This window comes from Desulforhopalus vacuolatus (assembly GCF_016918505.1).
In the GTDB taxonomy this organism is placed as follows: domain Bacteria; phylum Desulfobacterota; class Desulfobulbia; order Desulfobulbales; family Desulfocapsaceae; genus Desulforhopalus; species Desulforhopalus vacuolatus.
In genome coordinates this window covers 73,086-85,318 of sequence record NZ_JAFFPZ010000010.1, presented here as the reverse complement: position 1 = coordinate 85,318, position 12,233 = coordinate 73,086, and the positions used below count along the sequence as shown (strand labels likewise).

Below are 12,233 nucleotides of genomic sequence, written 5' to 3'. Positions count from 1 at the left end.
ATGGCTATCAGAAGAGATAAAGGACGTCAACCGCAACGTGAAGAGAAAGCACTGATTAACGATGGAATTCGTTACCCTAAAGTTCGTCTTATTGATGGAGAAGGTGAACAGCGTGGCATCGTCAGCAGTAATGAAGCACGGTCTATTGCCGAAGAAGCCGGTCTTGATCTGGTAGTAGTTGCGGAGAGTGCTGATCCGCCTGTATGCAGGGTGATGAATTACGATAAATTCAGATACGAGCAAAAGAAAAAAATTCAGGAAGCAAAGAAAAATCAAACTATTACTGAAACGAAAGAGATCAAGTTCAGACCCAAAACGGATGATCATGATCTTAATTTCAAAATCAAAAACGTGCGAAAATTTCTTGCTGCCGGAAATAAAGTTAAACTGACCATGCGTTTCCGTGGAAGGGAAATTGTCTACTGTGAGACGATTGGTCTTAACGCCATGAAAAGTATTGCTGAATCCATTGCTGAAGAGGTACAGATTATCCAGCCCCCTAAGATGGAAGGACGGCAGCTCGTAATGGTTGTTGGCCCCAAATAACAATCCTGACTGTGCCAGCAGAAGGCAGGAAGAACGGGTTATCTCGGGGATGTATATAAAATTATTGTCGAAGAGCTGTTGGCGGGTGTTTTCCTTTCACAGCAGACACCTGAAAAAACCGCGAAAGTGGATGAGCCGTAAAGGAGTAATATTATGCCTAAGATGAAAACAAACCGTGGCGCAGCTAAACGCTTCAAACGCACTGGAAGCGGTAAATTGAAGAGAAATAAAGCATACGCCAGCCATATTCTTACGAAGAAAAGCACCAAACAAAAACGTGGTCTCCGCCAGGGTGGCATCGTTGACAGTGCCAACATCAAAGGAATTGAGCGTATCCTGCCATACATATGAGTGTGTTCTTAATAATAAATATTAAGCAGATAACCGATAGAATATAAGCTGTTTCAAAGGAGTACTGAAATGCCCAGAGTTACCCGTGGCTTTAAAGCCAGAAGAAGAAGGAATCGAGTCCTCAAGCTTGCCAAAGGTTACCGTGGTGCTCGTTCGCGCCTGTTCAGAACGGCTACTGAAGCAGTAGACCGCGGCCTTACTTATGCCTACCGTGACCGGAAAGCCCGCAAAAGAGATTTTCGTCGTCTGTGGATTGCCCGTATCAGTGCCGCTGCCAAAATCAACAGCCTGAGTTATTCAAAACTCATGGGCGGTTTGAAAAAAGCTAATATTGATCTTGACCGCAAGGTGCTTTCCAATATGGCCATCCTTGATGCCCCTGCCTTTACGAAACTGGTACAGATAGCCAGAGAGGCTGTCGCATAAGCCACGTTTTCTTCAGGATTTTTCATGCCGGTTCTGGTCGTCAGCCATTACCGGCATGTTGTTTCTTACCGGGTGCTCCGTTGTTGTCCCCCGCACCCTCCCCGCTTGCAAACATATTCACACTGTTCCGGCCATGGAAAATGAACTCAAGAAACTGAAGGAAGAAGCGCATAAGCTTCTCGGTAAAATCTCCGACAAGGGAGATGCGGAAGAGTTCCGTGTCCGTTTTCTGGGCCGCAAGGGACGCTTCACTCAAGTGATGCGTTCTCTTGGAGACGTTGCCAGAGAAAATCGCCCCCGTCTTGGTCAACTCGCCAACCAGGTCAAAAAAGAGATCGAAGAGGGTTTTGAAAAACAAATTTCGAAACTGTTGCAGCCGTCGACCAGCCAGATGGATCGTCCTGATCTCAGCCTTCCCGGACGAATTCCTCCCCGGGGAGCTTTGCATCCGGTGACGCAGATTATGAATGAGACCTGTGAGATCTTTGAAAGTCTTGGATTCTCTGTGGCTGAAGGACCAGATGTAGAGCAGGATTACTACAACTTTGAAGCCCTCAACATTCCGCCCCATCATCCTGCCCGGGACATGCACGACACCTTCTACATTAGCGAATCTACGCTTTTGCGTACGCATACCTCACCAATGCAGGCAAGGGTTATGGAAGCCAGCGAACCACCCATCCGGATTATTGCCCCGGGGAAAGTGTATCGCAATGACTCCGATATCACCCATACCCCCATGTTTCATCAGGTTGAGGGACTTCTCGTCGATAAGGGAATTTCTTTTGCCGACCTCAAGGGTGTCCTGACGATCTTTATCCAGAAGATGTTTGAAAAGGATCTGGCGCTGCGTTTCCGCCCGTCTTTCTTTCCCTTTACTGAACCCAGCGCTGAAGTTGACATCGCCTGCGTTATGTGTGGAGGTGCCGGTTGCCGTGTCTGCAAACAGACGGGCTGGCTGGAGATTCTCGGAGCGGGCATGGTTGACCCTGCGGTCTTTGCTCAGGTCGGATATGATCCCAAAGAGTACAGTGGCTTTGCCTTCGGCCTTGGAATTGAGCGCATCGCCATGCTCAAATATGGCATTGATGACATACGCCTCTACTACGAAAATGACCAGCGTTTCCTTTCACAATTCATTTAAGACGACACAATCATGAAGTTTACACGCAACTGGCTCAAACAATATGTGGATTTTGGTGAGATGCCTGACAGCGAACTTGCTGAATATCTTACCATGCTTGGATTGGAAGTCGATTCTGTAACGCCCCTCTTCCAAGACCTTGCCGTTTTGAAGACCGGAACAGTTGTCACCTGCGACAAGCACCCTGACGCCGACAAACTGCATGTCTGCTCCGTAAGAATTGGGGAAGATACACATCAGATTGTCTGTGGTGCACCCAATGTTCGTACCGGATTGAAGGTTGTTGCAGCTCTGCCCGGTGCGGTTCTGCCCGGCGATTTCAAAATTAAGAAATCCAAAATCCGGGGTGTCGCCTCTGCAGGAATGCTCTGCTCCGAACGCGAACTCGGCCTCTCCAATGCCCACGACGGCATCATGGAATTGCCCGAAGAAACAGGAGATGGAGAAAGATTTATTGATGTCATGGAGATGACTGACACCTGTATTGAGGTTGACCTGACTCCGAATCGCCCGGACTGTACTGCCGTAATTGGTATTGCCCGCGAAGTTGGCAGTGTCATCGGTAAAAAAGTTGTCCTGCCGGTTAGTGGTGCTGCCATCACCAACGAGACAAAACAGTTTGAGGTTGTCATTAAAGAACCTCAACTGTGTCCGCGCTATACAGCCCGACTGATTGAGAATGTAAAGATCGGTCCCTCTCCATGGTGGTTGCGCAGACTGCTGCTCAGTGTTGATCTGCGTCCAATCAACAACATCGTTGATATCACCAACTTTGTTATGCTTGAATATGGCCAGCCTCTGCATGCCTTCGATTTTGATTCCCTCGCGGAGAACAAAATTATTGTGCGAACTCCAACCAGAGAAGAGAAGAAATTCATCTCCCTTGACGGTACTGAGCGCATTCTTGAAGACGAAACACTGATGATATGCGATGCAGAAAAACCCGTCGCAATTGCCGGTGTCATGGGTGGCAAAAATTCTGAGATTACAGAGAACTGTACGAGAGTATTACTGGAGAGTGCCTGTTTCAATCCAGTTTCTATTCGTAAAACTGCCCGGAAGCAGAAACTCCCCACGGATGCATCCTACCGCTTTGAACGCGGAGTGGACCCAAAAGGCACAGTAAATGCGCTCAACCGTGCGGTGGAATTGATCTGTGAATTTGCTGGCGGAACGGCAGCCGATGAAGGTCTTGACCGCTTCCCGGGGCAGCAGGATCCTCTGACCATTTCTCTGAACGTTTCTCACTCCAACACTCTTCTCGGCCTTAACTTGACAGCAGAAGAGATTGTCAACCTTCTGGAATCTATTGAAATTTCCTGCACAATAGAGAATGACGACAATATCAATACCGTTATTCCTTCTTTCCGCATTGATCTGGAACGCGAGGCAGATCTCATTGAAGAGGTTGCCCGCCTCTACGGGTATGATAACATCCCCGTTACCCTGCCTTCCATCTCCATGAATTTTCCAGCACAGGACAAAAATCGGCTGAAAAGACTCTTCATTTCAAAAGAGTTGACAACCATCGGCTGGAGCGAAGCGATCAACTACAGTTTTATCGGCATAAACAAAGTTGTGCAGTTGGGGATTAAAGAATCCGACCCGCGGATCAATCCCGTACGCCTTCTCAGCCCGCTGAGTGAAGACCTTGCCGTGTTGCGTACTACTCTTCTCCCCGGATTGCTTGACAATGTCCGACGCAATATAAATTTTCAGCGTCCCGCAATAAAACTCTTTGAACTTGGCAAAGTTTTCTTTCCGAAAGGCGAAGACGAACAACCTGACGAGAATATACATCTCGCCGGGATACTCTCCGGTAATCGCTACGGAGACCTTGTTTCTCCGCTCTATTACAAGGCAGAAAACGTTGATTTTTATGATATTCGCGGTGCAGTGGAATTTGTGCTCCAGTCTCTGCGACTGCCTTTCAGCAGCGAGGAAAAGGGGCTTCATTTTCAAGTCCCCGAACCAGGTGAACCGTTCTTCCAGGAAGGTCAGACACTTGACCTCTGCCTTGACGGAAAATGCCTTGGTTTCATCGGCAAAATTGATTCCGAAGTACTGCGCAACTACTCGATAAAAAACGAAGTTTTCTATTTTGACCTTGACTATGATGCTCTCTGCAGAGTAGAGAACACTGACAAACAGTTTTCTTCGCTTCCGGTTTATCCTGCTGTTCGCCGAGACATTTCACTTGTCGTTCCAGTAGCTGTCAGTGCGGGTGAACTTCTCAAGGCAGTTCAAAGCAGTAAAGATAAACTCATCGAAGATACAGAGATTTTTGACGTGTTCACCGGCAAGAGTATTCCAAAGGGATTTAAGAGTATTTCTCTCAAGATTACCTATCGTTCTGCCACGAAAACGCTCACAGAAAAGAATGTTGAAAAGGCACACGCCAAAGTGTTAAAAATGCTTACTGACAGGTTTGGAGGAAGTTTACGCGATGCATGACAAGGATAATCAGAACCTCACCCGCAAGGAACTTTCTGAAACACTTGCGGATCAACTTGGTTTTTCACAAAGTAACTGTGCACAAATTGTTGACAGTTTTCTTGGTAATCTTAAAGATTCCATGCTTCGTGGAGAATCGGTAAAACTGGTTCATTTCGGGACCTTTACGGTTCGTGATAAATCTCCCCGTCGTGGCCGCAATCCCCGCACTGGTGAGACAATCACAATTAAGAAACGCCAGGCCATCAGTTTTCGGCCGAGCAAAAAACTGAGGGAACAGGTTAACGATTAAAAGCTGTCCCCAGCGCCCTGACGAGGGAAAGGATTATGAGCCCAGAGATTCCGGACAAGCTCTACTTTAAAATCGGTGAGGTGGCAAGACTGGTGGACGTTCCGCCTCATGTGCTGCGTTACTGGGAATCGGAGTTTGCCGCAATCAAACCCCGACGGGCCAACTCTGGGCAGCGTCTGTATAAACGTGCTGATGTTGAAATGGTGCTGCAGTTGAAGATTATGCTCCATGAACAGGGATTCTCCATAGCCGGTGCAAAAAATCTGCTGAAAAGCGGAAAAAAAGTTATTATTACCGCTAAGAAAACAGCTGGAGTTACGCCTGCAGTTGCCAGAAAACCACAGAGCAGAGTCAAGATCCCACGCTCTTCTGCATTGAAAGTGATACACGTAACCTCCAGCGCAGATGTCATATTGGGCCAGGTGAAAAATGAGTTGCAGGCCCTGCAAAAGTATGTGGATTCGGGCAATGCCTGAGGGTTGTATTGAGAAGGTTATCAGAGAGTTATTGCAATTGTAAAGAAACAAGATTGACACCACAGAGATGTCGTGGTAGATAAGCTCGTACGAGTCGGGATGTAGCGCAGCCTGGTTAGCGCACATGTCTGGGGGACATGGGGTCGGAGGTTCAAATCCTCTCATCCCGACCATTAAAATATTAAGGGCTTAACAGTTATTCAATAACTGTTAAGCCCTTTTTTTATGCTTTTTCTACGGGGATCAAACATTCGTACGTTGCCATCACCACGGGATACCACCGGCGAAATTGCACACCGTTGATAAAAATCGCCACGACGCACATTACCAGCAATACGCAATGCTGTTGTAGAGACAAGGCATGCCTTGTCTACACGGTGACCTTAACCGCAGCGATGACGCCAATCATAACGGTAACAGCAGCCGTAACCAATAATCCGAAAAAGAATACACCGGCGAAATTGCACACCATTGATAAAAATCACCACGACGCACAGTACCAGCGATACGCAGCGCTGTTGTAGAGACAAGGCATGTCTTATCTGATCGAAGAAGATGAGCGATTATTCAAGAGCCCCTTATACCTTTCCTGAATCCGGCAACACTCTTTTATAGGGAAATATTTTGTCGTAACACCAGTTATAAATATAACCGTAGATGACATAAAAAAAGGAAAATCCCATGTCTGTGACCAGAGCCTGCAAAAAATTCATCTCCAGCCACCACATGGTAAAAGGCAGAGTAAAAACCATAAAGCCAACCTCAAAGCCGATCGCCTGGAGAGTTCGCAGAGAAGGCGACCGATCCGCGAGAGAGTATCCCCTGGAAAGCAGGGCCTTGTCGAAAAGCACATTATATCCCCAGTTCCAGAACACCGCGCTGACAGCAAAAAATATGGTCAGAACACCCATCTGTTCCGAAGGTTCTCCCGTTATCACACTGCTCAGCGGGATGATGATGAATAAAGCCAAAACTTCAAAACACACTGCATGGCGAATTCGGTCTGCTCTTGTTCGTGGTATTACTGGCAGATTTGACATTTTTTGACCGGAGAATGAAAGGGAGGAACACTGTATAATACTGAAGGATACCTTGAAATAGAATTTCCGCAGGCTCTGCAAAGAACAAACACAATCATTGTATACCATACAGCACACCTGATCGTCAGCTTAACGTACCTCTGCCCGGCACGTTTTTAAACAGACACGGTTCTTCACGGATTCAAAAGAAGGAAAAACAATGTATGCTTTTCCAATGAAGGCTTCCTGCATGCCATCGCCAAAATTTTTACAACCTGATTTACACACTGAGGGGGACACATGATTGACTTGTTAATGAGTTTTTCACCGATCAACCAGGCTTTTCTGGCCACTCTGTTCACCTGGGCACTGACCGCCGCAGGTGCAGCGCTGGTCTTCTTCACCGCAGCGGTAAACCATAAACTCATGGACTCCATGCTCGGCTTCGCAGCGGGAGTTATGATTGCGGCCAGTTTCTGGTCGCTTCTGGCTCCGGGCATCGAGATGGCGGAAGAGCTCGGACAAACACCGTGGTTAACAGCAACCATAGGTTTTCTCTTTGGCGGAGTCTTCATGCGCATGGCAGACTTTCTTCTTCCTCACCTGCATTACGGAGGAACGAAAAGTGAAGGAATTAAAACCTCCTGGCAGCGCAGCACCCTTCTGGTGCTGGCCATTACCATGCATAATGTCCCGGAAGGCCTTGCAGTGGGTGTTGCTTTTGGCTCTGCAGCAGCAGGACTCCCTGCGGCGACAATCGGCGGTGCGGTGGCTCTGGCGATTGGTATTGGGATACAGAATTTCCCCGAAGGAGCTGCAGTGTCTCTCCCCCTGCGCCGGGAAGGGCTTTCCAGGTGGCGCAGCTTTCTCTATGGTCAGGCATCGGGAATCGTGGAACCCTTTGCCGGGGTCTTTGGAGCTCTTTTTGTCCTCAAGATGCAGACCTTTCTTCCTTATGCCCTCTGCTTTGCCGCCGGTGCCATGATTTTTGTGGTAGTAGAAGAACTTATCCCTGAGTCCCAGCGACGCCCGGAAAACATTGATACCGTTACCATGGCCTCCATGTGCGGCTTTACGGTGATGATGATTCTTGATGTTGCTCTGGGATAAGAAAAGGAGAAAGGAGACGGGAGACAGGAGACAGGGAAAAGCAAAAGACGGAACAGCGAAAAACTTTTTGCCAACGAATAAAAGCTCTAATCATGCGAATAAAGGCAAAAAACTTTAAGAAGTTACGCTTTTATAAAAAATGCCCTTTTTCGCATTATTAGAATATTTCTATTAAGTTATGCTCTTTTTACATCCTGTTTATTCATTCGCAATCACAAAAAAAGATGTCCACGCAGTCGCGCTCTCTGGTCAATACAAAATGTAAATGGTATAAGACAAAGACTGGATGGCCAGTGAAACACGCTAAATGTGCGGAAGATTCTCTCTATAAAATGTCTTTTTTCGCGTGTTTAGTGTGTTTTTTCGTTGGCAAAAAAGTCCTTTCGCAGTTCAATCTTTTGCCTTTCCCGTCTTTCGCTTTTCCCTTTCTCCCGCCTCCTGTCTCCCGTCTCAGAAGTCCTTTACGGGCAGCCTTATCCCTTACCCTTCGCCAAGCAGTGCCAGCCCAAAACCGGCGAAGGCAAGACCTGTAATTTTATTAAAAAAGGCCATCGATCTCTTTTTTGCCAGACATGCAGACAGTGAAGAAGCCAGCACGGCATAGGTGGAGAGCACAACACAGGAAATGCCTTCTATGGTGAAGATAAGCGTGAGAAACTGCGGAACATAGGCTCTTGTGGGATCAATAAATTGAGGAAAGAGCGCAACAAAGAAAATTATCGCCTTCGGATTTGTTATCCCTACGCCAAAACCCTCTTCAAAGATTGACAGGATTTTCCTGTCGAATTTTTTCTCTTTCCCAAAAACAAAACCTGCATCGAACGCCGGAGCTCTCCACGCCCGCACCCCCAGATAAATCAGATAGCAACTGCCGATCAGCTTCAGAAGAGAAAACAGCGTGGAAGAGGCAATAATAACAGCCCCCACACCAACAGCACAGAGAGTTGCCAGAAGAACCATGGCGCAGAAGTTGCCGATCACGTTTATAATGGCAACTCTGTATCCGTATCTCATGCTGTTTCTGATCGTTAAAACAACAGCAGGACCAGGGATTGCGGTTACAACAATCGCCAGGACCAGGTATTTGACATATTCATTTATCATTGTTTTCCAAATGTTATTTTTTCATCTCCTGCGACTGTCTCTGTTCCTTTTCTGTGACTACGAGGAGTTCTTTACCATCAACGATGAGAGAAACAAAAGCAAATTTTTTCTGTTCCCTCCCTTCTCCCGCCACATCTGAACAATCCCTTATCATGATATGACAGCGCAGATTATACCAATCACATTTTTTACTGACCAGAGAACGCAGAGAACGCGATTGCGTGGACATCTTTTTTTGACGATTACGAATGGATAAACAGGCGAACCCTCTTTTCGGGAAAATCTATTGACAAATAACCTCCTGTGAATAAAGATAGTAATCAATTACTCACTTTATTCACAGGAGGTTCAGATGACTGCACCAAGAAGACATCTTCCCGCTGCAGAGCGCAGGATGATCATTGTTGAGACTGTCATCACGCTGGCAGGAGAACAAAACCCGAGTGACATCACCACTGCGGCCATAGCCAAACAGATGGGCCTGACCCAGGGCTCACTTTTTCGCCACTTCCCCAACAAAAATGCTATCTTTGAAGCTGTCATGGAATGGGTCGCAGAACACCTGCTCTCCCGTATTGAAGAGGCAACAGACGCACAGCCCTCCCCTCTTGCGGCCCTTGAAAATATGTTCATGGCCCATATCGATTTTATCACAGAGCATCCGGGGATTCCCCGTATTCTGTCCTGTGAATTACAACGCGCTGAAGAAACGAGGCCAAAAAAGATCGTGCAAACGCTTCTTCACCATTATGGGGGGCACCTTCATCATCTACTTGGAAAAGGAAAAGCCTGTGGAGAACTTGATAAAGAGCTGGACAGCGACGCCGCAGCTACCCTCTTCCTCGGTACCATTCAGGGACTGGTCATGCTGTCGTTAATAGCCGGGAATGTAAATCAGATGAAACACAATGCAAAGAAAGTCTTTGCCATCTATCAACGTGGTATCAGGAGTTCATTATGAAGAAGTTCCCTTTCCAGAAACGGACACTGGCACTCATTGCCATACTTGTTCCCCTGCTGTTCCTGTTTGTCTATGTAGCCCTGCGTTCCGGGCCGCTTGCTCCAGTCTCGGTGGTCCTGGCCACAGTTGAGGAGAGTGAAATCTCACCGGCAATATTCGGTATCGGCACTATAGAAGCCCGTTACACGTACAAAATTGGCCCGACGTCTGCGGGACGGGTCAAACGTCTGGATGTCGATACAGGAGAGTATGTCAAGGCAGGGCAGGTGCTTGGTGAAATGGACCCGGTGGATCTTGATGCCCGTATCAGGGCTGAGGATGCGGGTTTTAAAAGAGCAGCTGCGCTGATAGACGAAGCGCAGGCGCGGAAGGATTATGCCCAGACGCAGTCTTCGCGTTACAACCTTTTACTCAAATCGCGTGCCACCAGTAAAGAAATGGCAGCCTCAAAACGGCAGGAATTGCAGATAGCAGCAGCAGGACTGACTGCAGCCCGGGAGGATTTGTCCCGGACAGCTGCCGACCGCAAAGCGCTGCAGGCACAGCTCAATAATTTAGTATTGATTTCACCTGTTGATGGTCTTGTTGTTTCACGTGATGCCGACCCGGGGACCACTGTGGTCGCAGGTCAGTTTGTCGTGGAAATCATCGACCCGGGTTCCCTGTGGATTAATGTCCGCTTTGATCAAACTCACGCACGGGGACTCGCAGCAGGGTTACCAGGCCGAATCACATTACGATCCCGGTCAGGTGAATTCCAGACAGGACGTGTTCTGCGCACCGAACCTCTTGCCGATGCGGTCACAGAAGAGACTCTGGCCAAGGTTGTGTTTGATCAGATTCCTGAGCCACTGCCACCGATCGGCGAACTGGCAGAAGTCACAATAACTCTGCCGAAAATGGCAGCGGCACCGGTTATTCCCAATGCTGCAGTCCATCACATTAATGGTCAGGCAGGCGTGTGGAAGCATAGAAATGGCCATCTTCAATTCACCCCGATTACATTGGGGGAATCTGATCTGGAAGGCCATGTACAGGTACACAAGGGACTGAAAAGTGGTGACCAGATAGTGCTCTACAGCGAAAACGCCTTGAAGGAGCACAGTAAGATTCACATCGTTGATCATATCCCGGGGGTAACACAATGATCAGTCTGGCCGGGCGTGACATCATGCATTCCTGGGGAAAGTTTGTTTTTACCGGCATGGGCCTCGGACTTTTGATCGGCGTTACCCTCTCCATGGCCGGCATCTATCGCGGGATGGTCGATGACGCCCGGGTCCTGCTCGATAACAGTGGTGCCGATCTGTGGGTGGTCCAAAAGGATACCCTTGGCCCTTATGCTGAATCCTCAAGTATATACGATGATACCTGGCGCGGAATTCGCAGCATATCGGGCGTGGCAGATGCCGCCAGCATCACCTATCTCACCATGCAGGTGCGTCGCAAAGGAGTTGATGTCCGTGCCATGGTTACCGGCATCACTGCCGGGGGACCCGGCACCCCGGGCTGGCCGCCTTACCTGATTGGCGGAAGACAGATTACCCGCGGGCATTATGAAGCAGTCGCTGACATCGCTTCCGGATTTAAGCTGGGAGAACGTATCAAGATTCGCCGCAACCATTACACCATCGTCGGCCTGACCAGAAGGATGGTCTCTTCCAGTGGTGATCCCATGGTGTTCATCCCGCTTAAAGACGCGCAGGAAGCCCAGTTTCTCAAGGACAATGATGCCATCCGGGAACAGCGCCGACGGACAACGGAGAACTCGGCGTTCAACCGCCCGGGGGTGCCCGGTCTTCTTGACGCAATTATTGCCTCGCAAAGTGTCAATACATACGTCAACGCAGTTTTGGTGAGGGTCGGAAAAGGCCATAATCCGGACAAGGTTGCGGAGTCGATCCGCCGCTGGAAGCGTCTCACGGTCTACACTCGCAGTCAGATGGAGGAGATCCTCGTTGGCAAGCTGATTGCCACCTCGGCAAAACAGATTGCCATGTTCCTTATTATTCTTTCGCTTGTGAGCTCAGCTATTGTCGCCTTCATCATCTATACACTGACGATGGGGAAAATCCGTGAGATCGCCGTGTTAAAACTCATTGGGACAAAGAACCGCACCATTGTCGGCCTGATCATGCAGCAATCCATTGCTCTGGGCCTGATCGGCTTTGTGGTGGGGAAGATTACGGCAACCCTGGTGATGGCACCCATTTTCCCCAAGCATGTGCTTTTGGAACCACTCGACTCCGTTTTTGGTTTTATCGCCGTCGTTATGATCTGCATACTCTCAAGCATCGTATCTATCCGCGCTGCACTCAAGATTAACCCGGCCGAAGCCATAGGAGGCTGA

14 protein-coding genes and 1 tRNA gene are annotated in these 12,233 nt (G+C 48.4%); 13 read left to right on the top strand and 2 right to left on the bottom strand.

What is annotated here, in order from left to right:
- The 9 genes from infC to JWG39_RS08400 all read left to right on the top strand — a co-directional run bounded on the left by infC (position 1) and on the right by JWG39_RS08400 (position 6,213).
- Positions 1-546, top strand: a complete 546-nt coding sequence (gene infC, locus JWG39_RS08440) for a translation initiation factor IF-3 (protein ID WP_205218952.1) — start codon at positions 1-3, stop codon at positions 544-546.
- Between the two features lie 153 nt (positions 547-699).
- Positions 700-897 (top strand): 50S ribosomal protein L35, encoded by a 198-nt coding sequence (gene rpmI, locus JWG39_RS08435; RefSeq protein ID WP_205218951.1) that lies wholly within the window; start codon positions 700-702, stop codon positions 895-897.
- 69 nt (positions 898-966) lie between these two features.
- Complete coding sequence (gene rplT / locus JWG39_RS08430) at positions 967-1,323, top strand: 50S ribosomal protein L20 (RefSeq protein WP_205218950.1); 357 nt, start codon at positions 967-969, stop codon at positions 1,321-1,323.
- A 133-nt stretch (positions 1,324-1,456) separates the two neighbouring features.
- Positions 1,457-2,467: a phenylalanine--tRNA ligase subunit alpha gene (gene pheS, locus JWG39_RS08425; RefSeq protein WP_205218949.1), complete on the top strand. Its 1,011-nt coding sequence runs from the start codon at positions 1,457-1,459 to the stop codon at positions 2,465-2,467.
- 12 nt (positions 2,468-2,479) lie between these two features.
- Entirely contained in the window at positions 2,480-4,921 is a 2,442-nt protein-coding gene (gene pheT / locus JWG39_RS08420) for a phenylalanine--tRNA ligase subunit beta (protein ID WP_205218948.1), read from the top strand.
- Complete coding sequence (locus tag JWG39_RS08415; RefSeq protein ID WP_205218947.1) at positions 4,914-5,213, top strand: integration host factor subunit alpha; 300 nt, start codon at positions 4,914-4,916, stop codon at positions 5,211-5,213. Before pheT ends, JWG39_RS08415 begins: the two co-directional genes overlap by 8 nt.
- 35 nt (positions 5,214-5,248) lie before the next feature.
- Positions 5,249-5,689, top strand: a complete 441-nt coding sequence (locus JWG39_RS08410) for a MerR family transcriptional regulator (RefSeq protein WP_205218946.1) — start codon at positions 5,249-5,251, stop codon at positions 5,687-5,689.
- Between the two features lie 95 nt (positions 5,690-5,784).
- A tRNA-Pro gene (locus JWG39_RS08405) sits at positions 5,785-5,862 on the top strand.
- 126 nt (positions 5,863-5,988) lie between these two features.
- The gene (locus tag JWG39_RS08400) at positions 5,989-6,213 is read left to right on the top strand and encodes a hypothetical protein (RefSeq protein ID WP_205218945.1); all 225 of its coding nucleotides are present in this window, start codon (positions 5,989-5,991) and stop codon (positions 6,211-6,213) included.
- 54 nt (positions 6,214-6,267) lie between these two features.
- On the opposite strand, the gene JWG39_RS08395 is transcribed toward JWG39_RS08400, so the two are convergent.
- Entirely contained in the window at positions 6,268-6,729 is a 462-nt protein-coding gene (locus JWG39_RS08395) for a PACE efflux transporter (protein ID WP_275888981.1), read from the bottom strand.
- 279 nt (positions 6,730-7,008) lie between these two features.
- Here JWG39_RS08395 and JWG39_RS08390 point away from each other — a divergent pair, with 279 nt between their 5' ends.
- Positions 7,009-7,818, top strand: a complete 810-nt coding sequence (locus JWG39_RS08390; protein WP_205218943.1) for a ZIP family metal transporter — start codon at positions 7,009-7,011, stop codon at positions 7,816-7,818.
- A 480-nt stretch (positions 7,819-8,298) separates the two neighbouring features.
- Here the strand turns inward: JWG39_RS08390 and JWG39_RS08385 are convergent, their stop codons facing one another.
- Positions 8,299-8,922 carry a LysE family translocator gene (locus JWG39_RS08385; protein WP_205218942.1) on the bottom strand — a complete coding sequence of 208 codons (624 nt, stop codon included), beginning with the start codon at positions 8,920-8,922 and terminating at the stop codon, positions 8,299-8,301.
- Between the two features lie 352 nt (positions 8,923-9,274).
- Between JWG39_RS08385 and JWG39_RS08380 the strand changes: the two genes are divergently transcribed.
- The 3 genes from JWG39_RS08380 to JWG39_RS08370 are packed head-to-tail and all read left to right on the top strand — an operon-like array spanning position 9,275 to position 12,233.
- Positions 9,275-9,883, top strand: a complete 609-nt coding sequence (locus tag JWG39_RS08380) for a TetR/AcrR family transcriptional regulator (protein WP_205218941.1) — start codon at positions 9,275-9,277, stop codon at positions 9,881-9,883.
- Positions 9,880-11,031, top strand: coding sequence for an efflux RND transporter periplasmic adaptor subunit (locus JWG39_RS08375; protein WP_205218940.1), 1,152 nt, complete (start codon positions 9,880-9,882; stop codon positions 11,029-11,031). Before JWG39_RS08380 ends, JWG39_RS08375 begins: the two co-directional genes overlap by 4 nt.
- Entirely contained in the window at positions 11,028-12,233 is a 1,206-nt protein-coding gene (locus tag JWG39_RS08370) for an ABC transporter permease (RefSeq protein ID WP_205218939.1), read from the top strand. Before JWG39_RS08375 ends, JWG39_RS08370 begins: the two co-directional genes overlap by 4 nt.